Consider the following 26,731-nt stretch of genomic DNA (forward strand, 5'->3'; position numbering starts at 1 on the left):
CTATTCACTGTCGATGCCCGGGGGCGTGACCAACAGTGACGAAGGTCCTGACCTCGTCAGGCAGTTCGGCGGCCGCACCCGTGTGCTGAAGGACCTTCGCCTCTGGGGAGCAGGGTTGCCGGGGCATGGGATGGAGACGTGGGGGGATCTCGATACGCGCATAGCCGCTCGAAGGAGGCGGCCGTCATGACAGACCGGGTGATTTGGTTCGCCGATCTCGACCGCTCCGACGTCGGCCGGGTCGGCGGCAAGAACGCCTCGCTGGGAGAGATGATCCGGTACCTGGCAGGAGCCGGGATCAGGGTGCCGGACGGGTTCGCCACCACGGCGGACGCTTACTGGGAGTTCCTGGAGCTCAACGAACTGCGCGAGAAGATCGCCCGCCAGGCAACCCGGCTGCGTGAGGGAGCCGATCTCGAATCGGTCGGACGCTCCGTCAGGGAGCACTTCCTGGCCGCCATACTTCCCCGGACATTCGCCGACGACATCGTCGCGGCCTACCGCGAGCTGGCGGAGCGGCTCGGACGCCCAGACCCCGAGGTGGCCGTCCGCAGCAGCGCCACCGCCGAAGACCTGCCCCAGGCCAGCTTCGCCGGCCAGCAGGAGACCTTCCTCAATGTGAGGGGCGTCGACGCGCTGCTGGACGCCTGCCGCAGGTGTTACGCGTCGCTGTTCACCGATCGCGCGATCAGTTATCGAGAGGATCAGGGATTTGACCATCTCTCGGTGGCGTTGTCGATCGGGGTGCAGCAGATGGTGCGTTCCGACCTCGCCAGTGCCGGTGTGATGTTCTCGATCGACACCGAGAGCGGGTTCCCCGGCATCATCCTGATCGACGCGTCATGGGGGCTGGGCGAGACCGTCGTCAGCGGACGCGTGGACCCAGACGAGTACGTGGTGTTCAAGCCGCTCCTCTCGCGCCACGGATTGCGCCCGATCCTGTCCCGGACGAGAGGCGGAAAGGAGCGCAAGACCGTCTACGACGCCGTGGGCGTCCGTACTGTGGAGACCACCGAAGAAGAGCGCGCCGCCTATGTGCTTGAGGATTCGGAAATCCTCACGCTGGCGCGCTGGGCCGTACTGATCGAAGACCACTACGGCACGGCGATGGACATGGAGTGGGCCAAAGACGGCCGAAGCGGTGAGCTCTTCTGCGTGCAGGCCCGGCCCGAGACCGTGCAGACGCGCAGGGAGGCAGCGACGCTGCGGGAATACCGGCTCACCGGATCCGGCAGGCGGCTGTCGCAGGGGCTGGCGATCGGCGACGCCATCGCGACAGGAATGGTGTGCGCTCTGGGCAGCTCCGAGGAGATCGACCGGTTCGTGGCCGGGGCAGTGCTCGTCACCGCCGTGACCGATCCTGACTGGGAACCGATCATGAAGAGGGCTTCGGCCATAGTCACCGACCACGGAGGCAGGACATCGCACGCGGCGATCGTCAGCCGGGAGCTCGGGGTGCCCGCCATCGTCGGCTGCGGAGACGCCACCGCCACCCTTCCCGACGGCCTGCCGGTCACCGTGTCGTGCGCGGAAGGCGAAAGGGGGTTCGTCTACGAAGGAAAGCTCGACTTCACCGAACGAGACATCGACTTGAGCGACGTGCCCGCCACTCGCACGGGAGTGATGCTCAATCTCGCCAACCCGGCCGCGGCCTTCCGCTGGTGGCGGCTTCCCGCCGACGGTGTGGGGCTCGCGCGCATCGAGTTCGTGGTCAACAACCATGTCAGGATCCATCCGCTCGCCCTGCTTCACTTCGCCGACCTCGACGAGCCCACGCGCAGCCGGGTCGCCGAACTCACCAGCGAATACGCGGACAAGCCGCAGTATTTCGTGGACACGCTGGCCCAGGGCGTCGCTCGGATCGCCGCCTCACGCTGGCCCGACCCGGTCGTGGTCCGGATGAGCGACTTCAAGACCAACGAGTACGCGCGCCTCATCGGGGGAGCACCGTTCGAGCCCGCCGAGGAGAATCCCATGATCGGCTGGCGAGGGGCCAGCCGCTACTACAGCCCCGGCTACCGCGACGGCTTCGCGCTCGAATGCCGGGCGATACGGAAAGTGCGCGACGAGATGGGGCTCACGAACGTGATCGTCATGATCCCCTTCTGCCGCACGCTGGAGGAGGCCGACCAGGTCCTGAAGGTGATGGGAGAGGAGAACCTCGTGCGAGGCCGCAACGGGCTGGAGATGTATGTGATGGCGGAGATCCCCTCCAACATCATCCTGGCCGAGGAGTTCGCCACGCGCTTCGACGGCTTCTCGATCGGCAGCAACGACCTCACCCAGCTCACGCTCGGGGTGGACCGCGACTCCGAATCCCTGGCCCACCTGTTCGACGAGACCGACCCGGCCGTCACCCGCAGCATCCGGCATCTCATCACCGCCGCTCATACTCAGGACCGCAAGGTCGGGCTGTGCGGCCAGCGCCCCAGCGATGACCCGAACTTCGCCCGCTTCCTCGTTCAAGCCGGTATCGACTCGATCTCGGTCACGCCTGACAGCTTCTTCGCGGTCAAGACCAATGTCTCCGAGGCCGAACGCGAGACCGGTCCGGCGGGCACGGACGAGGCGAACCGGGGCCGGAGAGGAAAGGGCTCCTGACAACGGGTGCCGAGCTCCCTCGGCCTGCGGGCGGCCGATCTTGGCGAAGAGTTGAGATCGACATGAGCGTGAAGGCCGATCCGAGGCGGTACGAGAGGGGTGCCGGCTGTGCCGGTGCCAGGCCCCCGGCATCGTCGTCGGATATGCGCAGGACGCCGCCGACTGCCTGACGTACGCGCCCGCTTAGCCGCAGCTGGGACCGGGGACCGGCCGTGAGGGGTCAGGTAGGCGAGAAGGTCTGCTGGCACTCCGGGCGCAGCGCCTGGACGCAGGCCGCGAGGGGGCGAGCACAGCGATAAGGGGGACGGCGGAGCCGATGGAGCGTCCAATCGTCGTTGGCGTTGATGGGTCACAGGGCTCGCTGGAGGCCGCCGCGTGGGCCGGGGCCGAGGCCGCGCTGCGCGGCGCGCCGGTCCGGATCGTGCACGCGGCGCTGCAGTGGGACTATTACGTCCCGCTGGTCCCGCAACCCGATCCGTGGAGCGCCGCGGTGGCCGAGGCCGCTCAGGAGATGCTGCAGGAGGCGGCCAACCGGACTCGCACCGGCCATCCGGGCGTGCAGGTCAGCACAGAGCTCGTCCAGGGAGGGACGTCGGAGGCGCTGGTCGCTGTCACGGAGGAGGCGCAACTGATCGTCGTCGGCAGCCGGGGACGCGGCGGGTTCGCCGGGCTGCTGCTGGGATCGGTGAGTTGGCAGGTCGTCTCACGGGCGCGGTGCCCCGCCGTCGTCGTCCGAGATCCGCACGCCCGCCCCACTGGGCAGGTCGTCGTGGGTGTCACCGGCAGACCCGACCAGGAGCCGGTCCTGGATTTCGCGTTCCGGGAGGCCGAGCTGCGCGGCGCGGACCTGCGTGTCCTGCACGCCTGGACCCGCCCCGCCGGAATCGGGCCCGGTGACACGTCACCCCTGCCGTACGCCGTCGAGGCTGTGGGCAGGGAGGAGGAGGTCCTGCTGGCCGAGAGTATCGCGGGATGGCGGGACCAATTTCCCGATACGCGTCTGATCCAGCAAGTCGTGCACGAACATCCGGCCAAGGCGCTGGTCGACGCGTCGGCAGACCACGACCTCGTGATCGTAGGGGCGCATGGCGGGGCCCGTGCCCTGCTCGGCCTGGGATCCGTGGCGCATGCGCTCGTGCACCACGCACGCGGCCCGGTCGCCGTCGTGCGCCACTAACCTGTGTCCGGTGGCAAGCCCGGACGATTGGCGGAGCCATATCGCTGAGGTGAACGGGACCTCTAGCCGGGGAGCGTCGCCTGCGCGTCACCGGGCGCCGGGCTGGCGGCATCTGTCTCTGGCCGACCTTCGACGATCACGACGGTTTCGTCCGTCATACCGAACGGACTGCCGAGGTCAGGGGCCGACGCGGTACGGGCGCATCATCTCGTTGTCCTCGTGTTCCAGGATGTGGCAGTGCCAGACGAACAGGCCCGGCCGGTCGAATACGGCGACGATGCGCGTGATTTCCCGCGGGTAGGCGATGACGGTGTCCTTCGGTCCGGCCTCCCAACGCTCCGCGGGACGTGGGGCGCCGCCGAACGGCTGGCGGCCGACGACCCTGAACTCCACCTCGTGGACGTGGATCGGATGCGCGTCCCCGGTGAAGTTGTGAAACTCCCACGTCTCTGTGGCGCCAACCTCGGGGTTCTCCGTCACGGGATCGGACCACATCTGTGCCCTGCCGGTGCCGTCGGCCGTGCCGAGGAGCACAGCCGATGATCCCCCGCCGGGGATGGCCGCCGACATGTGCTCGAGCAGGGCGAGCTTCCGAGTCCGGGTAGCCGCGCCGATCGGCGGCACCGCCGGAAGGGTGAGCCGGCCGGGGGGCACGGTCGTGTCCGGCCCGGCGAGTGGTCCTACGAGGAACTTCATCACCTGTCCCGTGATGGCGGGGTCGGCGGGCGCGGCCGCAGAGCTCCCGTTGAAGGCCCCGTCGGGGGCCTCGTTGATCAGGTAGAGCTGTGTGCCCTCCCGCGAGCCGGTGAAGTCGACGATCACGTCGGCCCGCTCGGCCGGCGCCAGCAGCAGCGTGCCAAGTTCCACAGGGACCGGCAGGAAGCCGCCGTCCCCTCCGATCTGCCAGAAAGGCAGCGCCGCGGCCACCGGGCGCTTCCCGCGAGGGTTCGCCACGATCTTGAGTTTCAGGAAGCGGGAGTTGCAACCGTTGAGGAACCGCAACCGGAAACGGCGCGGTTCGACCGTCAGGACCGGCCAGGTCCGGCCGTTCGCCATCATGGTGGTGCCGTAGAACTCTGGATTCCAGATGGGGGGCACGTCGCTGCCCGGGATGTACGGCCCGGCGAAGTGGTCGAAGGCGGCGCGGCCCGCCGGGTAGAGGAGCGAACCGTCCGCGGCGAACGATCGGTCCTGAATGACGATGGGTATCTCGTAATGCTTCGTGCCGCTTGGGTCGCCGAGCGCCGGCGCGGGACCCGGCAGCACACCGGCCGGGAGGTCCTCGGTTCCGCCGCGTAGCAGGTAGAAGCCGGTCAGCCCCGCGTACACGTTGAGCCTCGTGATTCCCAAGGTGTGGTCGTGGTACCACATCGTGGCGGCCCGCTGGTCGTTCTCGTAGCGGAACACCGCGGCGCCCGGCCTCCAGGAGACGCCGTACCCGCTCGCGAACGTTTCCGCGTAGTCGGCGTACTTCGACCCTTCGGTCGCGTAACCCGCTGGGACGTTGCGCGCCGCCGGCAGGTACCACGCCTCGGGGAAGCCGTCGCTGTGCTCCGCGTTGCGCCCGCCATGGAGGTGGGTGACGATCGGCACCGGCCCGCGATAACGGTCCGGGGTCGCGATGAACGACGGGCGCGAGTCCCGCCCCGCGACCCCGCCGGCGGGGTTGGCCCAGTGCAGCGTCGGGTCCACCGGAAGCAGGTGCGGCAGCGCGTCGCCGTTGCTGTCCGTCAGCTCGTTCACCCAGGTGACCTCCACGGGGCGGCCGAACCCCGCCTCCAGGGTGGGGCCCGGCGAGCCGAAGGTCTCCGGGTGAAGTACCGATCCATACCCCCAGACCGTGGTCGGCGGGCTGCCGGGCGGCAGGATTTGCTGCCGGAACTGCCGGACGCCGATGGTGTAGCGGTCCACCACGCCGCCCGCCGGGGAGACCGGGGGCATCACGGGCGGAACCGCCAGCGGTGTGACGTACTTGTCGATCGACGCCGGATCCATCATCCCGTCCGGCACCGCACCGGGCCGCCATGCCGCGGCGCCCTCCAGGAGAAGCGCTCCGGCTCCGCCCATGCCGGCCTTCAAGAACTGCCGCCTCGTGATCATGCGCCCCCCTGCGGTGGCCCAAGGGACCCGATTCCTCTGTTACTACCCGTTGTCGCCGGTCAACCGGACGATCACCCCGGCCGTGCCGGAGTCGGGCGAGGAACACCCGCAGCGATGGGGCCTGACGGTCGGCGAGCCGGATACCCGCCAGCACGGGACACGGTCCTAGGCGATCTCCGCGCTGTACATGGCCTCGTCGTCAGTCCAGCGCGTAGACGCGGTGGACGAACTCGGCGAGTTTGGTGTCGGACAGTTCCTTGGCGAGGTCGGCTTCGCTGATCATGCCGAGGAGGCGGTGGCTTTCGATCACAGGCAACCGCTTGATGTGGTGCTCCTCCATCGTGAACAGCGCCTCATCGATGCTGGCGTCGGCGTCCACCCACACCAGGCCGCGGGCCAGCTCGCCGGCGGTGGTCTGGTCGATGTCCCTACCCTGGGCGCAGCACATGACCACGATGTCGCGGTCGGTGATGATGCCCTTGAGTCGGTCGTCGTCTCCGCAGATCGGTAGTGCGCCCACACCCAGGTCGCACATCATCTGTGAGGCGGTGCGCAGGCTGTCGTGTTCGCCAACGCACTGAACCCCTTCGTGCATCACGTCTCGGGCCTTCTTCCCGGTTTGCGCGGTGCTCATCGCTGCCTCCAAACGCCGATGAACTGCTTACAGTGCTGATAGAGAACCGAAGTCAGGTGGCGCCCTCCGTTTCCCGTACGCGCCGCCACTCCTGGTCGACGTTCTGCGGCGGACGTCGACGTTGGCTTGCGCGGCGCAAGGGCGCGCCACGGGTCCGCCGAGGTGCTGAGCTTCACCCGGGCGTACGGCACGAGCTCGTGGGGCCCGGCTCCGGACTCGTGATGCGTCATCGGATCCCACCTTCTATGGGACGTGTCCTGCTCTCCAGCCTCCCGGGGCGCAGGTCATCGTCCCAGGGACTTCTGTCCATCCGATGTGGGACCTTACGCCGTTTCCGCAGGTTGGCGGGTCGGCCGCTCCCGGCGGATCCGGACCTGGTCTGGACCGATGCGCGCCGATTCCGTGGCCGATCCGGGCCATAGGCGACCCGATTGGACCTGGGACCCGCGAGACCAGGGGCTTAGGTCCCTAGCTGCGGCGTTTCCAGGAGCGCAGCGTGGTTGAGAAGGGAGATTTCCAATGCCGAATCTTGGTGTCGCCATCGTGCGGCAGTATGAGCGCGGCGTGGTGTTCCGGCTGGGTGAGGTCCGCAACGTCCGCGAGCCTGGGCTGCGCTTCATGATTCCGCTGGTGGACCGAATGCGGAAAGTGAGCCTGCGCACCGTGACCATGCCCATCCCGTCGCAGCAGATCATCACCCGCGACAACGTCTCCATCGGCGTCGCCGCGGTCGCGTACTACCGCCGCGTCGACCCGGTGAAATCGATCGTCGAGATCGAGAACGTGGAGGCCGCCGTCGGCCAGATCGCGCAGACGACAGTCCGCAACGTCGTCGGACGCTCCCTGCTGGACCAGGTCCTCACCGACACGGAGAAACTCAACGAGTCGATCAAGCAGATCCTCGACCGCATCACACAGCAATGGGGCGTGTTCGTCCTCCTCGTGGAACTCAAGGACATCGAACTGCCGCCGACCATGCAGCGGGCGATGGCCCGCCAGGCCGAAGCCGAGCGCGAGAAGCGAGCGAAGATCATCGCGGCCGAGGGCGAGGCGCTGTCCGCCGGACGCCTGGCGGAGGCCGCCGACGTCATGGCCGACCACCCCATCGCGTTGCAGCTGCGTAACCTGCAGGTACTCAGCGAGATCGCCGTGGAGCACAACTCCACGATCGTGTTCCCCGCCCAGTTCCTCAGCAGCGTCCGCGCGGTGAAGCGGTTCGTGAGCAAGGAACGCCCTGAACACGCCGAGGCGCCGACGCTCGTGCCTTGAAAACTCCTGACGCGACGAGCCGACAGACACCGGGTGACCGGTGGTGCACCGGGAGCAGTGTGAGCGCCGGAGACCTCGAGTACCTCGGAGGAGAGGGCGATGGAGCGCCGGGGCTGTTTGCCTTCGGGGGGCCGAGTTTGAACGTGCTGTCGGCCTGTCGCTTCCAGGCCCGCCGTACGCGCAAGGTCGGGACGGGCTTGCCGAGGGCGCCGATGTCGAGTACCTGCAAGGCGGCGAGTTCCGCGTAGCGCAGGCCGGTGCCGAATTGCAAAGATCGTCCGTGGTCTGGTGATCCCACGGTGAGCCCGTGAAGATCAAAACTGTGGGCGATGATCACGGGATCTTCTGGTCAGGGGCGATACAAGCGTGGAGCGGGTGACGGGAATCGAACCGTCACCCGCCACTCGTCACGTCACCCGCCACTCCTCATGTCACTCGCCCCGCATGTCGGCGAGCGCCGACTCGAAGGCGTCCATCTCGCGCTCGATCCGGCCGAGCCCGGCGGACGGCAGCCACGCCATCACGCGTGACACCCCGGCCTTCTCGCACTCCTCCAGTACGGCGGGGTCCGAGGGGGCCGACAGCATCACGATCCGGATGAGCCTGCCCGCGTCGTCCGCCCGGCCGAGCAGTTCGGGGACCCGCTCCAGGACGCCGGGACCGTAGTTCGGCAGCCAGGCGTCGCCGTACGCGAGGACGCGGTCGAAGACGCGGGGACCGGTTCCGCCCACCAGGATCGGCGGGTACGGCTGCTGGGCCGGTTTGGGCCACGACCACATCGGGCCGAACGACACGAACTCGCCGTGGTACTCGGCGTCGCCGTGCGTCCAGATCCGTCGCATCGCCTCGATGTGCTCCTTCATCACGGCGAACCTGCGGGCGGGATCGACCCCGTGATTGCGGATCTCCGGATCGTTCCAGCCCGCGCCCACGCCGAGCTCGAACCGCCCGCCGGTGAGGGTGTCGACGCTGGCCACCGCCTTGGCGAGCGCGATCGGCTCGTGCTGCGGGATGAGGCAGATCGCGGTGCCCACCCGCAGCCGGGTCGTGGCCGTGCCCGCGGCCGTGCACGCCACCAGCGGGTCGTGGGTGTGCCAGTATCTGCGCGGCAGGGGCCCTCCGTCCGGCCCCAGAGGCGTGGCGCCGGTCACCGGGATGTGGGTGTGCTCGCTGAACATCAGCGCGACGTGGCCCCGTTCCTCGACCACCCGGGCGAGCGTGGCGGGATCGACGGCGTCGTGCGTGGCGAAGTAGCCAAAGCCGGAGTCCATCGCCCCAGCGTAAGCCGGAGGACGAGCATGGCCCGGGGACGACACTCGGCACATCCGCGCAGGTCCGGCCGTGTATCGGTGCTCACCATGCCCCATGGCGGCACATGCGCCGCCGGGTCGCCGCCGCCCACCACGACGACGCGCCGCCGCCTGTCAGTTCGCGGGGACCGCGTCCTCGGCGGGCACACGGGCGGGGACACGGGCGGGGAGCGGGGCGGGGGCCAGCGCCGCGACCAGGTCGGCGGCGTCGAGCATGCGCACCTCGGCCGGGTCGAGAGAGCCCGGGTGCAGCGCGTACACCTGCGCGCCCTCCCGGATCCCGACCCCGCCACCGAGTTCGCCCCCGGCTCCGGCGCTGTCACCGGCGTCGACGAGTACGGCGAACTCCGCGCCACCGAGCGACGTGCCGGACGACTCGCCCCGCGACGTACCGAGCGCGTCCTCGTACGGCGGAGCGGCGGCGTCGCCGGACGCCCCCGACGAGGGCTCCGCCCGCCCGGCCTCGTGCGATGCCGTCAGCCGCGCGGCGAATTCGGCGCTCTCCTCGTCGTCTCCCCGGACATAGTGGCCACGCGACCCGTCACGGTGCCGTACGACCACCCGCCGAGCGCGGGCGGCGGCGTGCCAGCGGGCGACCTCCCAGAGGGTCACCCGCTCGCCCAGACCGTACGCGTCCTCCAGCGTCGAGCCGAGCCGGGCGAGCTGCCCGTGGTAGGCCCAGACGTCGTGCATGAACCCGGACGTGGACAGGTTGAGGTCGGCCCAGCGCATGGTCCGCGACCACAGGTCGGCGACGAACGGCACCAGGATCTTGGCGGACCCGGTCAGGTCGAACCGCTGCCGTACGGCCAACGGGTCGAACGCGACACCGTTGCGCGCGTCGGAGGAGTCGAGGAAACCGGCGAAACCGCGGACGAGCCGCTCGAAAGGCACGTCGTTGTAGCTGAAGACGATGGGCACCGCGTACCGCGCGCCGTCCTCGCGCAGCGACTCGATGTCGAGATCCACGAACTCCGAGGCGCCGAGCGGCTCGGGCGCGGAGGTGAGGTCGCCGGAATGGACGGCGGCGTCTCCTCCCACCCGCAGGTTGGTGTAGTCGCAGAGATCGACGAATGACCAGCGCGTGTCGAACAGCGCGACCGAAAGGTCCAGGTCCACGCGCTCGCCGTCCGGTTCCGCCCAGTGCAGGAACAGCCGGAGACGGCCCCCTGGGGGGATCGGCCGCACGCTGCCGCGTGTGAGCCGTACCAGCGTCGCGGAGGCGGAGCGCTCGGCGGCGGGCGCGTGCAGGTCGTCGAGTCCCTCGTCGAGCAGCGCGAGCTCCACGGGCGGAAGCGCGGCGGCCCGGCGCAGCATCTCGGCGTCGATGGTGGCCGTGACCGACGCGACCACCTGGTCGGGGATCGGGGCGCGGTCGTCCGGCTCCGTCCAGATCCGCGCGGATCCGCCGCGTGGGAGGAACATGCGGCTGCCACCCGGCGGAGTGCGTACCTGACCGAGCGCGGCGATCAGCACCCCGGGAGACACCCGGGGCGCCGCTTCGGCCACCGCCGCGGCGAGCGGCTCGGCGGGAACGCGCCGGGCCAGATGCGCGACGCGCCGGGCGAGCTCTCCCGGCCGCGTTCCGAGCAGCGTGAGAGCCGTGGCGTGGTCGCCGTCGCGGAGCGCCGTCTCGACTCGGGAGGCCAGGCCGCTCGCGCGAAGCCGTACACCGTCGAACCGCAGCAGGCCGGGGTACGCGGCGGCGCGGTCCAGCAGCGCCGTGGCGAGCGGGCCGCCGCCGTCCAGCCGGGTGCCGCGCAGCGCGGCGAAGGCCAGCGCGGCGTCCGGATGACGGGTGTGGTGCTCGTGCGGGTGCAGCACCTCGGCCATGTGCTTCCACGCCTCGGGATGGCGGTGGAGGTCCTCGATCAGGTACGGCACGGGCATGCGGTCGAGATGGGACAACAGGGTGCGCCGGATCGCCCTGGACAGGCTGCTCCTGCGCGGAAGCCGCTCGCGCAGTCCCGGGTCGCCGCCCATCAGCGCGGTCAGCAGGCGCAGCACGTCGGTCGCCCTGTCGACGTACCGGTCCAGGAGTTCGGGTACGGCGTCGCCGCCGTGCCGCATGGCCGCCGCGAGGACGACGGCGCGTGTCTCGCGCACCGGGATCCGCTCGGGCAGCCAGGCGGTGGCACGCGGCCAGAATTCCCGGACCAGGACGCCGACGGTCGTCAGGTCCTCCTTGCGGAGCGGTGTCTGCCGGGACAGCAGCGCGCGCAGGTGGTCGCGAGCGGTCTCGGCGGGATCGGCGCACAGCGACAACAGGGTGGCGACCCGGGACATGGACCCGTTCGCGGCGCCGGCCTCGGCCACGGGGTCGTCGGCGGGCCGCAGGAACGGGTCGTCCGGATCGACGCGGCGGTGGCAGATCGGGCAGGCGCTGAAGTCGGAGCCGTCCCAGCAGGCCCGGCAGACGAGATGGGCGCACGGCGAGACCGGATGCACGGTGGTGACCAGCCCGCACAGCACGCAGGGCTGCTCGGGCCGTTGCAGCAGGAGCGTGAACACGCGCCGCACGTAGAACTCGGCGGTGTCGGCGGGCACGCTCGCCGGGAAGTTCCGGAACAGCGGAACGTGCTCCACGTAGCCGCCGAGTTCGGCGAGGACACCGTGGATGAGATGCCCTCCCGCGTTGGCGAGCTCGTCGGCGGTCAGCTCGGACAGCGCCCGGCGCAGCGAGGCCGACAGCACGTATCCGAGCTGGAAGAGATCGGCTTCGAGCGCCGCGAGGCCGTCCTCGCACGAGGGCGTGCGATCGGCGCCCTCCTGCTTACGCGGATGCGGCGCGGTCCCGGCGAATGCGGGCGCCGGATCCCGGGCGAGGAGGCCGGGCGCGACCAGACGGTGCCGCCGCAGCAGCATCTCGGCCAGTCCGTTCATGATCGCCCTCCCTCACGCCGGACAGCAGGAAGGGGCGGAGAGCGGACGCGCTAGATCATTAAAAGATGAGAAGGAAGCACGTCCAGGAGCCGCCCCTTGATCGCCAACACTACTGGTGAAACGGGCGGGTTTGTCCAGTCGATTACCCTCGATCATCCGAGGCGGCCACCCGAGCCGCCCGCCTGAGGCGCGGTACCACCGGGAGACCGGCGGCGGCCCAGGCGCGGAAACCGCCCACGAGGTCGGTCGCCCGGCGCATCCCCAGCATGTGCAACGTGGCGGCGGCCAGGCTCGAGCTGTATCCCTCGTCGCACATGACGATCACGTGCAGGTCATGGCCACCGGGCAGGGGAAGCCGCCACTCCGACGCCGGATCGAGCCGCCACTCCAGCACGTTCCTGCCGATGACCAACGCGCCGGGGACCTCGCCGTCCGCCTCGCGCTGCTCCAGCGGCCGCGTGTCGACGAGCACGGCCCCCTCCCGCATCGCCGCCGCGGCCCGCACCGGGTCCAGCCGCGCAGGCGGAATCTGGCCTCGGCGAGGAGCTGGTCGATTGTGCGTCGCATGGGGGCGATTAGACCAGACAGAGGCGGGCAGGACACGCATCATGGCAGGTGGCGGGTGGTTCGCGCGGTGGCCGGTGATCCGGCAGTTGCGGGGGCAGGACGGCAGGGGCGACGCCGCGCGGTCGGCGCGCACCGACGCGCTGCGGCCCCGCGTCGAGGAGGCGGACAGCGTCGCCCGATCCGTCTGCCCGTACTGCGCGGTCGGCTGCGGCCAGCTCGTCTACGTCAAGGACGGCAAGGTCAGCCAGATCGAGGGCGACCCCGACTCGCCCATCTCGCGAGGCAGGCTGTGCCCGAAGGGGTCGGCCAGCAAGCAGCTCGTCACCCACGCCGGCCGCCAGACCGCGGTGCTGTACCGCCGGCCGTACGGCACGGAGTGGGAGCCGCTCGACCTCGACACCGCGATGGACATGATCGCCGACCGGGTCCTGCGGACCCGGCGGGACACCTGGCAGCAGGAGCACGAGGGCAGGGTCGTGCGGCGCACCCTGGGCATCGCCAGCCTGGGCGGGGCGACGCTCGACAACGAAGAGAACTACCTGATGAAGAAGCTCTACACCGCCCTCGGCGCGATCCAGGTGGAGAACCAGGCGCGCATTTGACACTCCTCCACCGTCCCCGGTCTGGGGGCCAGCTTCGGGCGCGGCGGCGCCACGACGTTCCAGCAGGATCTGGAACGCGCGGACTGCATCGTCATCCAGGGGTCGAACATGGCCGAATGCCACCCCGTGGGATTCCAGTGGGTGGTGGAGGCCAGGGCCCGGGGAGCGAAGGTGTTCCACGTGGACCCGCGCTACACCCGGACCAGCGCGCTCGCCGACCGGTACACGCAGATCCGCGCGGGCAGTGACATCGTCCTGCTCGGCGCGCTGATCAACCACGTCCTGTCGAACGAGCTGGACTTCCGGGAGTACGTGCTGGCCTACACCAACGCGTCGACGATCGTGTCCGAGGACTACCGCGACACCGAGGACCTCGACGGCCTGTTCTCCGGATTCGACCACGAGACCCGGTCGTACGACCCGGCGAGCTGGTCGTACGAGGGGGCGCCCGAAGAGGCGGCGGCGGGGGAGCGCGCCGAGCAGGTCGAGGGCGGCAGGGCGCACGCGCGCACGGCGGGGCCCGACCAGTACGGCGCGGGCGGCGCGGCGGCGCTGCCGCGGCCGGCGGCGGACCCGACGCTGCGCCACCCACGCTGCGTCTACCAGATACTCAAGCGGCACTTCGCGCGCTACACGGCGGAGACGGTCGAGGAGCTGTGCGGCGTGTCCCGGGAGGACTTCGCCGAGCTGGCCGAGGCGATCACCGCGAACTCCGGCAGGGAGCGCACCACCACGTGGGTGTACTCCGTCGGCTGGACCCAGCACACCGTGGGCGTGCAGTACATCAGGACCGCGTCCATCCTGCAGCTGCTGCTGGGCAACATCGGGCGGCCCGGCGGCGGCATCCTCGCGCTGCGCGGCCACGCGAGCATCCAGGGCTCGACCGACATCCCGACGCTGTTCAACATCCTGCCGGGATACCTGCCGATGCCGCACGCGCACCGGAACGAGACGCTCGACGACTACCTGGCGAGAGCCGGAGGGGACACCGGCTTCTGGGGCAGGAAGCGCGCCTACATGGTGAGCCTGCTCAAGGCGTGGTGGGGCGACGCGGCGACCGAGGAGAACGGCTTCCGCTTCGACCACCTGCCGCGCCTCACCGGGGACCACGGCCACTACAACACGGTCATGGGTCAGATCGACGGCACGGTCAAGGGCTACTTCGTGGTGGGCGAGAACCCGGCCGTCGGCTCGTCGGGCGGGCGCGCGCAGCGCTTCGGCCTGGCCAACCTCGACTGGCTCGTCGTACGCGACCTGACCCTGGTGGAGACGGCGACCTTCTGGAAGGACGGCCCGGAGCTGGAGACCGGGGAGATGCGCACCGAGGAGATCGGCACCGAGGTGTTCTTCCTGCCCGCCGCGAGCCACGTGGAGAAGGAGGGCACCTTCACGAACACCCAGCGGCTGCTCCAGTGGCGGGAGAAGGCACTCGACCCGCCCGGCGACTGCCGTAGCGACCTGTGGTTCTACTACCACCTCGGCAGGCTGATCAGGGAACGCGTGACCTCCGAGGAGAGGGACCTGCCGCTGCGCGAGCTCACCTGGGACTATCCCGAGGAGGGCGAGCATCGGGAGCCCTCGGCGTCGGCCGTGCTGCGGGAGATCGGCGGAGTCGGAGCGGACGGGCAGGCCCTGTCGGTGTACACCGAGCTCGAGCCGGACGGCTCCACCCGGTGCGGGTGCTGGATCTACTGTGGCGTGTACGCCGACGAGGTCAACCAGGCGGCCAGGCGCAGACCGGGACGCGAGCAGAACCCTGAGGCCCTCGAATGGGGCTGGGCGTGGCCGGCCAACCGGCGCATCCTCTACAACCGCGCCTCGGCCGACCCCGAAGGACGCCCCTGGAGCGAGCGCAAGGCGTACATGTACTGGGACGAGGAGCGGGGCGAGTGGGCCGGGCCGGACGTGCCCGACTTCGAGAAGAACAAGCGGCCCGACTACCGCCCGCCGGAGAACGCGGCGGCGGAGGACGCTCTGTCCGGAATCGACCCGTTCATCATGCAGACGGACGGGAAGGGCTGGCTGTTCGCCCCGGCGGGCCTGTCCGACGGGCCGCTGCCCGCCCACTACGAGCCCTTCGAGTCTCCCGTGCGCAACAGCCTGTACGGCCAGCAGTCCAACCCGGGCCTGCGGACCTACCCGCGCCCCGAGTCGCCGTACAACCCGGAGCGGTCGCCGCGCTTCCCGTACGTGCTGACCACGTACCGGCTGACCGAGCATCACACGGCCGGTGCCATGAGCCGGCCGCTGGCCTACCTCGCGGAGCTGCAACCGGAGCTGTTCTGCGAGATGTCGCCGACGCTCGCCGCCGACCTGGGGCTGGCCAACGGCGACTGGGCCACGATCGTCACCAGCAGGACCGCGATCGAGGCCCGCGTGCTGGTCACGGAACGGGTCAGGCCGCTGCGGATCCAGGGGCGCGTCGTGCACCAGATCGGCCTGCCGTACCACTGGGGATGGGGATCCGGCGGTCTGGTCACCGGGGACGTCACGAACGACCTGTTGCCGATCGCGCTCGACCCCAACGTCTACATCCAGGAGAGCAAGGCGACGACCTGCGACGTACGACCGGGCCGGCGGCCACGGGGCGGGGACCTGCTCGCCATGATGGAGGAGTACCGGCATGGCTGAGCGGATGGGGTTCTTCACCGACACGAGCATCTGCATCGGCTGCAAGGCGTGCGAGGTGGCCTGCAAGGAGTGGAACCAGCTCCCCGACGACGGGTTCCTGTTCCAGGCGACCTCCTACGACAACACGGTCGCGCTCGGGGCGAGCACCTGGCGGCACGTCGCGTTCATCGAGCAGCAGCCTGTCTGGACGCCCGAGGGCGAGACCGGCGATCCGCTCCGGATCGGTCCCGACGGCCGCTGGCTGATGTCGTCGGACGTGTGCAAGCACTGCACGCACGCCGGTTGCCTGGACGTCTGTCCGACCGGCGCGTTGTTCCGCACCGAGTTCGACACCATCGTCGTCCAGCCCGACATCTGCAACGGCTGCGGCTACTGCGTGCCCGCCTGCCCGTTCGGAGTGATCGATCGCAGGGAGGACGACGGCCGGGCCTGGAAGTGCACGATGTGCTACGACCGGCAGCGCGGCGGGCTGGAACCGGCCTGCGCGAAGGCGTGCCCCACGGACTCGATCCAGTTCGGCCCGCTCGACGAGCTGCGCGAACGGGCCGCCGGCCGCGTGGCCGCCCTGCACGCCGAGGGCCGCACCGAGGCACGCCTGTACGGCGAGAGCCCCGGCGACGGGGTGGGCGGCATGGGGGCGTTCTTCCTGCTGCTCGACGAGCCCGAGGTCTACGGCCTGCCGCCCGACCCCGTGGTGCCCACGCGGGACCTGCCCGCGATGTGGAGGTGGGCCGGGGCCGCCGCGCTGACCATGGTGGGCGCCGTCGCCGTGTCCTTCCTCGGCGCTGCCGTTGGCTCCGGCGGTGGCTCCGGCAGGTCCGCCGGTTCGAGCGGGTCCAGGGCGTTCGAGCAGGTTCGAGGGGTTCGAGGGGTCCTGGTTCGGGGGGTCCTGGTTCGGGGGGTTCGGCGGTTCGGGGGGTTCGGCGGCTCGCCTCCGGCGGGGTGGCTTCCGATGAGGCGGTTCCAGGGGAGAGGCCGATGACCAGGAGGTCGCGGGAGCGGGCCACGACGTCAGGGACGGTGTCAGTGGCAGGGACGGTGTCGGGGGTGGCAGGGACGGTGGGGGGCATGGTCTCAGGGACGGGGCCGGAGACGGTGCCGGAGGCGGAGTTCCGCTCCTACTACGGGCATCCCGTGATCAAGCGCCCGATCTGGCACGTGCCGCACATGCCGCTCTACCTCTACCTGGGCGGGCTGTCCGGGGCGTCGTCGCTCACCGCGGTCCTGGCCGGGCTCACCGGACGCCACCGTCTGGCCCGCGCCGCGCGGATCACCGCCGCACTCGGGGCGTCCACGGGATCCGCCTTCCTGATCGCCGAGCTCGGCCGGCCCGCGCGGTTCCTGAACATGCTGCGGGTGTTCAAGCCGACCTCGCCGATGAGCGTCGGGTCGTGGATCCTGGCCGCTCAGGGCGGGCTGTCGGCGGCGGCGGCCGTGTCGGACGTGACGGGGATCCTCCCTGCCGTCGGTGACGCCGCCGCCCTGGCGACCGTGGTGACCGGCCCGTTGACCGCGACCTACACGGCCGTGCTGGTGGCCGACACCGCCGTGCCCGCCTGGCACGCGGGCTATCGGGAGCTGCCGTTCCTGTTCGCCGGCAGCGCGTTGGCCAGCGCCGGAGCGGCGGGAATGCTGGCCACGCCCCGGGCGGAGGCCGGTCCCGCCCGTGCCGTGGCCCTCCTCGGGGCCGCCGTGGAGACGGCCGCCGCCACGCTCCTCGAACAACGGCTGGGGCTGGTCGGCGAGCCGTACCGGCAGGGCAGGGCCGGACTCCTGCTGCGTGTGGCGCGTGCTCTGACGGCGGGCGGCGGCCTGCTCACTCTGCTCGCGGGACGCAGCCGCGTCGCCACCGCCGCGTCCGGACTCGCCCTCACCGCCGGGGCGCTGTGCACCCGGTTCGGCGTCCTCGAGGCGGGCCGCGCCTCCGCCGCCGATCCGAAGTACACGGTGGTGCCGCAGCGGGAGCGCGTCGAGACCGCAGGGCCGGCCTCCGTTCCCGGCCGATGAGTTCGGCTCTCGCGGACCGACCGCCGGTGCTCTCCGGCGGTGGTTCAGGCACAGAACGGCCCCCGCCCTCGTCGTTGCTTCTAGTGGTTGTCGCAACACCCCAGATGAGGGGATGCGATGGACTTCGAGCGGGCGGCATACTTGCGGCTCGTGCAGCAGGGCTTGAGCAACCAGGAGGCATGCCGGATCGTCGGCATCAACTCCCGAACGGGACGACGATGGCGTAACGGACGCAATCCGACCGGGGCAAGAACGTGGGGGCGCTACCGATCACATCGGCGGCGCCCCGAGATGCATGTGTGCCACGAGACCATCTACCAGGCGCTCTACGTCCAAGGCCGCGGCGAACTGCGCCGCGAGCTGACCCGGGCGCTGCGCACCGGCCGCGCCATGCGCAAGCCCCGCCGCCTGGCCCAGCAGCGCCAGCCCCGTTACAGCACACCCATGGTCATGATCAGCGAGCGACCCGCCGAGGTCGACGACCGAGCCGTGCCCGGCTACTGGGAAGGTGATTGCGCTTGGCTTCGTTCGCGAGATTGGGCGCCAGATGTTCGCGACTTTCGGCGCCGCGTTGCCGGCGCCGCGTGCCGAGATGTTCGTGAGAACCGGCACCACTTGTGGATCTTGCCCGCCGGTGGCGCCGGCGGTAGCTCCGGAGCCCGTTCACCCTCCGTGCAATCAATCATGAACCGAGCCGGGTGCGAGTGCGCGGGTCTGCCGATGAGCGCGCACCCCTGGCTTCCGGAGCGGCGTCACGTGACGAGCACGGCGGTGAGCGTCGAGAGATACGACTCATGGGCGAGGCGCAGGCTGTCAAGGTCGGACGTCTCGAACCACGCCACAGCGTCGTGCTCGTCCGGCGCGGCGTTGACGGGTGTTCCGGTCCACCTGTCGACCAACCAGATCTGCATGTCGAACGTCGCGGTCCGGATCTCATGCATCGGCGGGCCGGACGGCTCCGATGCCGTGATTCCCAACTCCTCCTGAAGCTCGCGGACAAGGCTCTCTTTCGGATCCTCCCCCTCTTCAACATGACCGCCCGGCAGGTCCCACACGTCGGGATACCAACGGCGTCCGGCGCTTCGATGACACAGCAACACCCGATCGCCGTCGCGAAGAACGGCCGTCACAATCCGGACCGGACCGGAGCCGTCAGTGGAGATCGTCATCGGCACATTCTGCCCCATGCGGATCTGCCGCAGACAAGGCGCGTCCCGCCTCCGACACCCGTCACCGTGCGTGAGCGGTGCGCTGGCCGACGACAGACATATCCCGCCCCCACCGAGGGGTGGCGCCCAAACTCACGAACATCGAGATCGGCGAGATTCCGCTGGTGCCGAAACTCACGAACAAAGCCAGGTGAGGCTGGAGTGCCTGTTCCTGCAACCCTTGATCACGGCGTCGTTTGCGTCAGTTCCTCAAGCTGCTGGACGACCTTGTCGATCGGCGCACAAGCGTCAATCTCGACAGTGGAGGTGGCCCTGAGCAGCGGCTCCACGTTGGCCAGGTCACGCAGGATGGCCTCACGTTCCTCAGGGCGCTTGCCGAAGGGGTTGTTGGTTCGCGTCGCGATGCGGGCAAGCATGATCTCAGCGGGAGCGCTGAGCAGGACGACGTGGTCGAATTGCGGGTAGAACCGACCCTGATTGGACTTGCAGCCGGCCACGAAGAGGGCGCCCTCACCATGGTTGGCGAGCAGGTCGCTGATAGCCGGCTCCCGCCACACCCAATCAGTGGATCCGTCCGACAGGGTCACCCAGTGGCTCCACTCGTCGGTGTCAGTATCGACGGCGCGATGACCCCGGGCCGCCAGCATCTCTAACGCCGTGGACTTGCCGGTGCCAGACATCCCCGTGACCAAGATCTTCGCCATCAGCCGAGACTACCGAACCGCCCCGATCTCGGCCGGCTTCATGTCACCCTCGTTGGCGATCTGCCGGCTTCCGGCCATGGGCTTCCGTAGCCCCTGCAACTCGGGGACTACGGAAACCCAGTCGGCTCGCTATGCTGGCCGTCGCCAGTAATGGATCAACGTGTTGCGACGACCCCTCGAATGCACCCGTCGGGGGCGGGGGCCGTTCTCGTCCGCGCTGATGCGATCAGCAGCGGTCGGCGCCGTCGAAGTTCCTGGGGCCCCGCGGCACTTTGCTCTTGATGGTGTCGCCGGGCCGCGCGGTCTGGCAGCTCCCGTCCACGCCGTTCGCCCAGACGATCTTCAGGTTAAGTGAGTAGCCGCAGTCGTTTCGGGCGTAGCCGGTCTTGGTGATGGTCCCGGTGTTCTGCCAGACGGCGACGCAGGACGGGGCGTTGCCCGCCGGGATCGCCGAAGTGGACGCCGCGGCGATGCCGTGGAGGGCGAAGACACTGATGCCGACGCCGAGAGTGGTCGTGGTGAGCGCGGTCCTGAGACGTGTACGCACGGCCGGTGGTCCCTTTCTCTGCCGGGGGAATGATGAGCGCGGTCCTCCCGTCCTTGCAGGGCTGTCGCGCATGGTGCGGGCAAGGCGGGAGCAAGGTCACGATCTCAACGGTGCCGGGGGTTCGGCTACGGCCGCGACCGACAAGGCGTTTCCGGCGGCTTGATGGCGTGGCGACCGTAACGATGTGCGGGTGTCGCTGGAAATGGGGAGGCACCGCGCATAGGGGATGAACTGCGGAGATGCCCGGGATGCGGCGGCCGCGGAGTGACGCTGAGCGCCCCCGTGACGGCGCTCAGCGCAGTCGCAGCGCGGCGCCGTCGCATGCGACGAGCTCACCGATGACGGGGGCGCCCGGAATCTCGCCCACCACGAGCAGGCCCCCTGACGTCTGCGCGTCGGCCAGCAGCAAAAGTTCGGCGGCGCCGCAGTGACCCGGATCGAGATGGGGTTCCACCCAGGCCAGGTTGCGCCGGGTGCCACCGCTCACATAGCCGTCCCGCACCGCCTCCCTCGCCCCCTCCAGGTACGGCACGGCCGCCGTGTCCACCACCGCCGTGACGCCGCTCGCCCTGGCCAGCTTGTACAGGTGGCCCAGGAGCCCGAAGCCGGTCACGTCCGTTGCACACCCGGCTCCCACGGCGAGCGCCGCCCGCGCCGCGTCCCGGTTCAGCGTGGTCATCGCGGCGACGGCCTGCGGGAAGACCTCGCCCGTCGACTTGTGCCGGGTGTTCAGCACGCCGACCCCGAGCGGTTTGGTGAGCGAGATCGGGAGGCCGGCCCGGCCCCCGTCGATGCGCAGCAGCCGGGCCGGATCGGCCAGGCCGGTGACGGCCATGCCGTACTTCGGTTCCGGGTCGTCGACGCTGTGGCCGCCCGCCACGTGGCAGCCCGCCGCCCGCGCGACGTCGAGGCCGCCGCGCAGCACCTCGCTGACGAGCTCCATCGGCAGCGTGTCGCGGGGCCAGCCCAGCAGGTTGACCGCCACCAGCGGCTCCCCGCCCACCGCGTACACGTCGGACAGGGCGTTGGTGGCGGCGATCCGTCCCCAGTCGTAGGGATCGTCAACGACGGGAGTGAAGAAATCGGCCGTCGCGACGACCGCCCGGCCGCTCTCGATCCGGATGACGGCGGCGTCGTCCCCGTCGTCCAGCCCGACGAGCAGCTCACCGGCGGGAGAGAAGGCGTCGTCAGGGCGGCCGATGAGGCCCGAGACGATGGCCTCCAGCTCGCCGGGAGGGATCTTGCAGGCGCAGCCGCCTCCGTGGGCGTACTGCGTGAGCCTTATCGTCCCGTTCGCCGTGCCGTCTCCCACGCGGGGTTCCCCGCCCCGGGGGGTGGTGATCGCCACCGGGCCGTTCCCCGCGCCGGATCCCGGCATGGAAGATCCGGGCTCCGTCGTCGTTCCGGTCATGCCGCCTCACTTGATCGATCTGGACAGAAGTGGGGAGTTCATGGGCGCCGTTCGTGATGGCCCTTACCCGCCTGCCGATACGTTCTCCCCTGGAGGCGTCTGGGCGCCTGGTGGCCCCCGCGGTCTTCAAAATCGTTGAGGTCGAGGATCTCGGCCTGGCGGGTTCGATTCCCGTCCGCCTCCGCTACCAGGGAGAACGTGCGGGGACTCGTGAGAGGCGATCACGGGTTCCCCGCTGAAATGATCTCTCCAGGGGGCCGATGCGAACAAAATGTGAACATCGCGTCACGATCTTGTCCGTGCTGCGTCATTCCGGTTCGGGAGGAGCGCAACGACACGCTCCGCTGCATCATTCAGAACCGCCTGGGCCGGTCTACGAAAGCGGCGCATGTGATCCTCCGTTGCAGTGCAGACCAGGAGGGGTATTCGAACAATATCGAACACTCCTGGGAGGTGCCACCACTGGCAGGATGATCGACATGCCGCACGTACAGCCCGGCGCGGCCTTGGGCATCAGCGCCACGACCGTCAAGGAGCACGTCGCCTCCATCTTGGCTAAGCTCCAGGTCCGCGACAGGCTGCATGCCACCATTTACGCCTACGAGAGCGGCTTCATCTGGTCGCGTGAGCCCTAACGGGCGATCACCTGCACCTCGGGAAACCGTGAGGAATGCCTGTCGAGCAGGTCGCCTTTGCGCCGTAGATGCAGATCGAAGAAGGCCATGGAGTAGGCGCGGGTGACGGCCACGGAACGCGCCGCCGACAGTGTGCCGTTTACCGCTTGCAGCTGCTCCTTTGACAGGCCGATCACCGTCGCCGCCTGCTCGTACAGCAGCGGCAGGTCGGTATAGGAATTGTGCTTGACGCCCTTGGTCTTCACGTGCAGCCGCCAGCCCTTCAGCCGGGACCAGAAGGCCTTCTGCCCGCGGATGGGCTTGTCGAAGATCTCGGCCTCCATGAGCATGTACGGCTTGGCCAATCCTTTGGCGGCAACCTTGCCGAGGGCGGGTCCGTCCAGGTTCAAAACCGCCTTGACCCGCCGATCCTCCAGCATCGTCGCGGCGGCCGTCGCTCCTCCCGCGGAATGGCCGAACATGCCGACCCTGCTCAGGTCGAACGCGCCACGCAGCCCCTCCGGCAGCTTCCGGCCTTCAACATCGGGGTTCTGCCCCTTGTTCAGCTCCTTGAGCCGGTCCAGCACGAATCGCGTGTCGGCCACCCGCACCTTGATCTCTTTGGCCTTCTCGTCCAGCCGGCTCACCGGGACTGGTTTCAGGACACGGCCGGTGACCGTGCCGTTGGGGAACTCCACCTCGCCGGCATCGCCCGGATGATCGATCGTGACCACCATGTAGCCCCAGCTGGCCAGTTCTTCGACCGTGGCGGTGTTCATGGAACGGTCGGCGCCGTTGCCGGGTGAGAACAGTACGACGGGCAGCCCTCGGCCCGCCACAGGGGCCCCTTCACGGCCATGGGTCAAAGGCAGGCTGACAGCCGCAGGCGAGAGGCTGCTGTTGCGATAGAAGGCCTCGGCGGCGCGAGGCGGCAGCCAAGGCGCAGCGGGGTGGCCGTCCGGACGACGGGTGGGGTACCACAGGCTGATCATCAGCTCACGCCGGTCATGTGCCTTGATCCACGGGTCGGCCCTGGAGCTGTCACGCAGGTGCAGCGCGACAGTGCCGATCTCGCGTGGACCTGTCGGCTGGGGCAGGGCCACAGTGACGGGCTTTGACATGGCCTGTACGGCGGGCCCGGTGAGCAGAAGGCCGACCGCCACCGCAGAGGCCGCGCCCCGTCTGAGCAATGCGCAATTCATAACGGCCACGCTAGGGAGGCTCGCTGTCCAGAAACTCCCCACCAGAGATGATTTTGGCACTCATACGAATGAAGGAAGCACCCGGCCACCCGGAGGGGAGGTCAAGGCCCGCTTGAGCTTGACACTGAGGACACTCCCCGCTACCTCGATGTGCAGCGTGCGACCTGCTACGGGCGTCTTGGACTGCACAAGGAGGCAGCCGTGCTTTGGGCTACGACCTTGACGGAGCAGCCGTCGACTTCAGCGGCACCGAAGAGATGCCGCTCCAGCTGCGGGAGTGTGAGCAGAGCCACGTACGAAAGCCCTTCAACCGATGTGTCTTGATGTGCCCTGGCCCACGCCATGAACCTGGCGGGCACCGTTCGGCATCTCGGACGACGGATAACCGACCGGCCCTTCCGGCCGCCCTGGGTCAATCCGGCTTGAGCGTCTCCGAACACGGGAAAAGGCTCTGCGGGCCGTCGTCCGCATCGCCCCTATGGCACACCAGGGCCTCCACGAAAACCGGATCGGTTCATCGAGCCGATCTGCGAAGTACTCCAGGTGGCGACCTCTACCTACTACGCGGCCAAGACACGCCGGCCCTCGGCACGGACGGTCCGCGACGAACAGCTCAAAGCCGAGATCACCCGCGTCTGGAACGACAACTTCGAGGTGTACGGCGTGCGCAAGATGTGGAAGGAACTCACCCGCCAGGGCGTCAGCGCAGCCCGCTGCACGATCGCCCGGCTGATGAGGCAACTCGGACTGACCGGCGCGGTCCGCGGTGACCACAAGAAGCGGACCACGATCGTCGAACCGCAAGCCCTGCGGCCTGCCGACCTGGTCGAGCGTGACTTCACCGCCACGGCGCCCAATCAGCTGTGGGTCGCCGATCTCACCTACATCCCGACCTGGTCGGGGTTCGTCTACGCCGCCTTCGTCATCGACGTGTACTCGCGGATGATCGTCGGCTGGCGGCTGGCCGATCATCTGCGCACCGACCTGCCGCTGGACGCGCTGGAGATGGCCATCTGGCGGCGCGGCGGCAACGTCGACGGGCTGGTGCATCACTCCGACAGGGGATCTCAATATCTGTCGATTCGCTACACCGAGCGCCTGACCGAGACCGGCGCCGTCTCCTCGGTCGGCTCACGCGGAGACAGTTACGACAACGCCCTGGCCGAGAGCACCATCGGCCTGTACAAGACCGAACTGATCCACCGGCGAGGGCCCTGGAAGGGCCTGGATGATGTGGAGATCGCCGCCATGGAATGGGTGGACTGGTACAACAACCGGCGGCTGCACAGCGCTTGCCAGGATCTCCCGCCTACCGAATTCGAGGCGCTCTACCGCGCACGGATCAACCCGGTTATCCTCGCCGGAGCCAACTAACCCCGGCCTCCACGAAACCCGGCGCAGTTCACTCCCTGCCAGGCTCCGTGCATGACCTGACCGCAGCCCGGATCTGGGGCATCATCCGCCGCTTGAAAGCCGCCGGCATGGTCACTCTCGCCGATAAGGGCTACGTCGGAGCCGGTGAGCCGGTCCGCGTGCCGTACAAGGGCCGAGGCAAGCCGGTCGGGCAGAAGATCGCGAACTCCGCTCACGCCAAGCTCCGCGGCCCCGGCGAGCGGGCCAATGCACAGCTGAAGAACTGGCGCATCCTCCAGAAACTACGCTGCTGTCCCAAACGAGCAGGTCAGCTCGTCAAAGCCATTCACGTCCTTCAGACTCGAGAAGCAGGATGAAAAAGGCTCAGTTGTCCTACGCGGACGCCCTCTACGATTAATCCCCCTCCCTGACGGTCCCAGCCGTATCCCGGCTGGGGCCCTTCTTTCTTCTTAATCGCCGCCGTCTCCCCCGTCTCCCCCGTCTCCCCCGAATCCGCCGTCTCCGCCTCTCCCGCCTCCGTCGTATCCGGCGCCTCCGTCGCCGCCGCCACGCCCGGTCGGTGGGTCGTCAGACGTGACCACGGCGAGTAGGAAGACCAGGAAGCCGAAGAGCATGAGGGCCCAGAGTCCGTCCGCGTCCGGGTTGACCACCACAAAAAGGATGAGACCGCCCATCAGCATCAGGATTACGCGCACGCTCACGACGACCTCCCTTAGTTTCCGGGGACCTCACTCTTTCTCGCTGAAAGTAATGAAGTCAATACACCCCATTTTCCGCCAGGCGTCGCGGGGCCTATCCGTTCAACGGCTTTTCTCTTTAATCAGGAGGTCTGCCCGTGTTGTTCAAGCCCACCATCGTGCAGTTGCGGGGGAGTGGACGGGTCTCTGTTCACCCTCACCGACGAGGCGTACAGCGGGCCCGCCATCCTGCTTCGCCGTGGCGCCAAGAGGCTCGACGCCCCCACCTTCGATGTGAAGGCGGACGAGTATCCGGCGATCGACGGTGGCTTCCTCCGCTTCGCCCGAGCCGGCATCCGTGAGATCTTCCTCCCGCTGACAATCACCGGCTCCACCAGGGCCCGGATGATGGCGCTGAAGAGGCGCTTCATCAGCAGCCTCGACCCGAAGAGGGGCATGGTCACCCTCCAGAGCATGGAGTACACCAACGTCGGCAACCTGATGGTCGCCGAAACCCCTCGGGTACCCACCTGCTACTACGTCACAGGGATGGAGGGCGGGGAGGGTTCCGATGGCGGAATCCACTGGGCCAAGTACGGCCTGGTGCTGCGCGCACCGCACCCCTACTTCCAGCACCCATCCCGCACCTACGAGAGCTTCATGACCTACGGGACCATGAAGCCCTTCATCGACCGCGTCGGGTCATCCACTGGCCCGTGTGTACGTGGCCGAGCTGGAGGAGCAGTGGCGCCGAGCCGCCGAGGCGGACGCGACAATCCTCCGTGCGATGACCGGCATGATCGGGCAGGCGTTGCCGCACATGCGGCCCGACAAGCTGTCCTGACACGAGCTCGTCCGCCTGGCCGACACGACGATGCGGCTGAAACGGCAGCTGTACGGCGACGCGTGGGAGCGACACCTAAGGCGTCATCGGCGGCTTCCTCGGCGACGACAACCGGGTGTGGATCACCCACGACCGGTCCGGGGTGATGTCGTCGACGGAGTGGTCGGCTGCCGCGTGCCAGCGCGCGCACGAGACGGACGCGAGCGTCATCTTCGTCGAGACGAACTACGGCGGCGATATGTGCGAGCTGGCGATCCGCACCTCGTGGGAGGCGCTGCAGAAGGAAGGCGAGATTCCGGAGAAGAAGCTGCCGCCGCTCGTGAAATCCGTGCGGGCGAAATAGGGCAAACTCCTGCGCGCGGAGCCGATCGCGCAGCAGATGATCCTCGACCGCGTCCGCCTGCGCGG

19 protein-coding genes, 1 tRNA gene and 4 pseudogenes are annotated in these 26,731 nt (G+C 69.2%); 13 read left to right on the forward strand and 11 right to left on the reverse strand.

From position 1 onward, the window contains the following. Nucleotides 1–186 precede the first annotated feature (186 nt). Both ppsA and AB0I59_RS19705 read left to right on the forward strand, forming a co-directional pair. Nucleotides 187–2,601, forward strand: a complete 2,415-nt coding sequence (gene ppsA / locus AB0I59_RS19700) for a phosphoenolpyruvate synthase (RefSeq protein WP_358134586.1) — start codon at nt 187–189, stop codon at nt 2,599–2,601. A 316-nt stretch (nt 2,602–2,917) separates the two neighbouring features. Next, complete coding sequence (locus AB0I59_RS19705) at nt 2,918–3,778, forward strand: universal stress protein (protein WP_061258107.1); 861 nt, start codon at nt 2,918–2,920, stop codon at nt 3,776–3,778. A 177-nt stretch (nt 3,779–3,955) separates the two neighbouring features. Here AB0I59_RS19705 and AB0I59_RS19710 read toward each other — a convergent pair whose 3' ends face one another. Then, complete coding sequence (locus tag AB0I59_RS19710; protein ID WP_358134588.1) at nt 3,956–5,878, reverse strand: multicopper oxidase family protein; 1,923 nt, start codon at nt 5,876–5,878, stop codon at nt 3,956–3,958. Nucleotides 5,879–6,077: 199 nt separating this feature from the next. After that, on the reverse strand, nt 6,078–6,512 hold the full coding sequence (locus AB0I59_RS19715; protein ID WP_061258110.1) for a CBS domain-containing protein: 435 nt from the start codon (nt 6,510–6,512) through the stop codon (nt 6,078–6,080). A gap of 519 nt (nt 6,513–7,031) precedes the next feature. Here AB0I59_RS19715 and AB0I59_RS19720 point away from each other — a divergent pair. Then, on the forward strand, nt 7,032–7,781 hold the full coding sequence (locus tag AB0I59_RS19720) for a slipin family protein (protein WP_061258111.1): 750 nt from the start codon (nt 7,032–7,034) through the stop codon (nt 7,779–7,781). Nucleotides 7,782–8,212: 431 nt separating this feature from the next. On the opposite strand, the gene AB0I59_RS19725 is transcribed toward AB0I59_RS19720, so the two are convergent. The 3 genes from AB0I59_RS19725 to AB0I59_RS19735 form a co-directional block, all read right to left on the reverse strand. Next, on the reverse strand, nt 8,213–9,052 hold the full coding sequence (locus tag AB0I59_RS19725) for a TIGR03619 family F420-dependent LLM class oxidoreductase (protein WP_061258112.1): 840 nt from the start codon (nt 9,050–9,052) through the stop codon (nt 8,213–8,215). 153 nt (nt 9,053–9,205) lie between these two features. Further along, nucleotides 9,206–11,974, reverse strand: a complete 2,769-nt coding sequence (locus AB0I59_RS19730; protein WP_358134591.1) for an MXAN_6230/SCO0854 family RING domain-containing protein — start codon at nt 11,972–11,974, stop codon at nt 9,206–9,208. Between the two features lie 142 nt (nt 11,975–12,116). After that, entirely contained in the window at nt 12,117–12,446 is a 330-nt protein-coding gene (locus AB0I59_RS19735) for a rhodanese-like domain-containing protein (protein WP_358134593.1), read from the reverse strand. A gap of 136 nt (nt 12,447–12,582) precedes the next feature. On the opposite strand from AB0I59_RS19735, the gene fdh reads away from it, so the two are divergent. The 4 genes and pseudogenes from fdh to AB0I59_RS42110 form a co-directional block, all read left to right on the forward strand. After that, nucleotides 12,583–15,774 carry a formate dehydrogenase gene (fdh, locus tag AB0I59_RS19740; RefSeq protein ID WP_358134595.1) on the forward strand — a complete coding sequence of 1,064 codons (3,192 nt, stop codon included), beginning with the start codon at nt 12,583–12,585 and terminating at the stop codon, nt 15,772–15,774. Then, a pseudogene (locus tag AB0I59_RS19745) lies at nt 15,767–16,558 on the forward strand (4Fe-4S dicluster domain-containing protein); the annotation flags it as partial. The gene fdh and the pseudogene AB0I59_RS19745, both read left to right, overlap by 8 nt. Nucleotides 16,559–16,842: 284 nt before the next feature. Beyond that, a complete protein-coding gene (gene nrfD, locus AB0I59_RS19750) occupies nt 16,843–17,781 on the forward strand; it encodes an NrfD/PsrC family molybdoenzyme membrane anchor subunit (RefSeq protein WP_358134597.1) in 939 nt (312 codons plus the stop codon). A 117-nt stretch (nt 17,782–17,898) separates the two neighbouring features. Beyond that, nucleotides 17,899–18,294, forward strand: a pseudogene (locus AB0I59_RS42110) (transposase); the annotation flags it as partial. Nucleotides 18,295–18,533: 239 nt separating this feature from the next. On the opposite strand, the gene AB0I59_RS19765 reads toward AB0I59_RS42110, so the two are convergent. The 4 genes from AB0I59_RS19765 to selD form a co-directional block, all read right to left on the reverse strand. Further along, a complete protein-coding gene (locus tag AB0I59_RS19765; protein WP_358134599.1) occupies nt 18,534–18,950 on the reverse strand; it encodes an NUDIX domain-containing protein in 417 nt (138 codons plus the stop codon). A 224-nt stretch (nt 18,951–19,174) separates the two neighbouring features. Next, a complete protein-coding gene (locus tag AB0I59_RS19770) occupies nt 19,175–19,654 on the reverse strand; it encodes an AAA family ATPase (RefSeq protein WP_358134602.1) in 480 nt (159 codons plus the stop codon). A gap of 226 nt (nt 19,655–19,880) precedes the next feature. Continuing rightward, nucleotides 19,881–20,201 carry an alpha-amylase inhibitor gene (locus tag AB0I59_RS19775; protein WP_061258120.1) on the reverse strand — a complete coding sequence of 107 codons (321 nt, stop codon included), beginning with the start codon at nt 20,199–20,201 and terminating at the stop codon, nt 19,881–19,883. 292 nt (nt 20,202–20,493) lie between these two features. Continuing rightward, nucleotides 20,494–21,612 carry a selenide, water dikinase SelD gene (gene selD, locus AB0I59_RS19780; protein ID WP_358134605.1) on the reverse strand — a complete coding sequence of 373 codons (1,119 nt, stop codon included), beginning with the start codon at nt 21,610–21,612 and terminating at the stop codon, nt 20,494–20,496. A 91-nt stretch (nt 21,613–21,703) separates the two neighbouring features. Between selD and AB0I59_RS19785 the strand changes: the two genes are divergently transcribed. Both AB0I59_RS19785 and AB0I59_RS19790 read left to right on the forward strand, forming a co-directional pair. Next, nucleotides 21,704–21,796: transfer RNA gene (locus AB0I59_RS19785), tRNA-Sec, on the forward strand. A gap of 286 nt (nt 21,797–22,082) precedes the next feature. Then, complete coding sequence (locus tag AB0I59_RS19790; protein WP_358134608.1) at nt 22,083–22,247, forward strand: response regulator transcription factor; 165 nt, start codon at nt 22,083–22,085, stop codon at nt 22,245–22,247. Here the strand turns inward: AB0I59_RS19790 and AB0I59_RS19795 are convergent. After that, the gene (locus AB0I59_RS19795) at nt 22,244–23,428 is read right to left on the reverse strand and encodes an alpha/beta hydrolase family protein (protein ID WP_358134611.1); all 1,185 of its coding nucleotides are present in this window, start codon (nt 23,426–23,428) and stop codon (nt 22,244–22,246) included. The two genes, AB0I59_RS19790 and AB0I59_RS19795, sit on opposite strands and share 4 nt — an antisense overlap. A 501-nt stretch (nt 23,429–23,929) precedes the next feature. Between AB0I59_RS19795 and AB0I59_RS19800 the strand changes: the two are divergent. Then, nucleotides 23,930–24,802: pseudogene (locus AB0I59_RS19800) on the forward strand (IS3 family transposase); the annotation flags it as partial. A gap of 35 nt (nt 24,803–24,837) precedes the next feature. Continuing rightward, nucleotides 24,838–25,158 (forward strand): annotated as a pseudogene (locus AB0I59_RS19805) (transposase family protein); the annotation flags it as partial. A 93-nt stretch (nt 25,159–25,251) separates the two neighbouring features. Here AB0I59_RS19805 and AB0I59_RS19810 read toward each other — a convergent pair. After that, nucleotides 25,252–25,503, reverse strand: coding sequence for a hypothetical protein (locus tag AB0I59_RS19810; RefSeq protein ID WP_061258123.1), 252 nt, complete (start codon nt 25,501–25,503; stop codon nt 25,252–25,254). 694 nt (nt 25,504–26,197) lie between these two features. On the opposite strand from AB0I59_RS19810, the gene AB0I59_RS19815 reads away from it, so the two are divergent. Both AB0I59_RS19815 and AB0I59_RS19820 read left to right on the forward strand, forming a co-directional pair. Continuing rightward, entirely contained in the window at nt 26,198–26,323 is a 126-nt protein-coding gene (locus AB0I59_RS19815) for a hypothetical protein (protein WP_358134614.1), read from the forward strand. 115 nt (nt 26,324–26,438) lie between these two features. After that, a complete protein-coding gene (locus AB0I59_RS19820) occupies nt 26,439–26,666 on the forward strand; it encodes a hypothetical protein (RefSeq protein WP_061258125.1) in 228 nt (75 codons plus the stop codon). Nucleotides 26,667–26,731 lie beyond the last annotated feature (65 nt).

The sequence above is a fragment of the Microtetraspora glauca genome, assembly GCF_040656155.1.
In the GTDB taxonomy this organism is placed as follows: domain Bacteria; phylum Actinomycetota; class Actinomycetes; order Streptosporangiales; family Streptosporangiaceae; genus Microtetraspora; species Microtetraspora glauca.

Bases quoted from the DNA above. Each gene is read 5' to 3' on its own strand.
- ppsA (WP_358134586.1), top strand. From the start codon at position 187: ATGACAGACCGGGTGATTTGGTTCGCCGATCTCGACCGCTCCGACGTC.
- AB0I59_RS19705 (WP_061258107.1), top strand. From the start codon at position 2,918: ATGGAGCGTCCAATCGTCGTTGGCGTTGATGGGTCACAGGGCTCGCTG.
- AB0I59_RS19710 (WP_358134588.1), bottom strand. From the start codon at position 5,878: ATGATCACGAGGCGGCAGTTCTTGAAGGCCGGCATGGGCGGAGCCGGA.
- AB0I59_RS19715 (WP_061258110.1), bottom strand. From the start codon at position 6,512: ATGAGCACCGCGCAAACCGGGAAGAAGGCCCGAGACGTGATGCACGAA.
- AB0I59_RS19720 (WP_061258111.1), top strand. From the start codon at position 7,032: ATGCCGAATCTTGGTGTCGCCATCGTGCGGCAGTATGAGCGCGGCGTG.
- AB0I59_RS19725 (WP_061258112.1), bottom strand. From the start codon at position 9,052: ATGGACTCCGGCTTTGGCTACTTCGCCACGCACGACGCCGTCGATCCC.
- AB0I59_RS19730 (WP_358134591.1), bottom strand. From the start codon at position 11,974: ATGAACGGACTGGCCGAGATGCTGCTGCGGCGGCACCGTCTGGTCGCG.
- nrfD (WP_358134597.1), top strand. From the start codon at position 16,843: ATGGTCTCAGGGACGGGGCCGGAGACGGTGCCGGAGGCGGAGTTCCGC.
- AB0I59_RS19765 (WP_358134599.1), bottom strand. From the start codon at position 18,950: ATGACGATCTCCACTGACGGCTCCGGTCCGGTCCGGATTGTGACGGCC.
- AB0I59_RS19770 (WP_358134602.1), bottom strand. From the start codon at position 19,654: ATGGCGAAGATCTTGGTCACGGGGATGTCTGGCACCGGCAAGTCCACG.
- selD (WP_358134605.1), bottom strand. From the start codon at position 21,612: ATGACCGGAACGACGACGGAGCCCGGATCTTCCATGCCGGGATCCGGC.
- AB0I59_RS19790 (WP_358134608.1), top strand. From the start codon at position 22,083: ATGATCGACATGCCGCACGTACAGCCCGGCGCGGCCTTGGGCATCAGC.
- AB0I59_RS19795 (WP_358134611.1), bottom strand. From the start codon at position 23,428: ATGAATTGCGCATTGCTCAGACGGGGCGCGGCCTCTGCGGTGGCGGTC.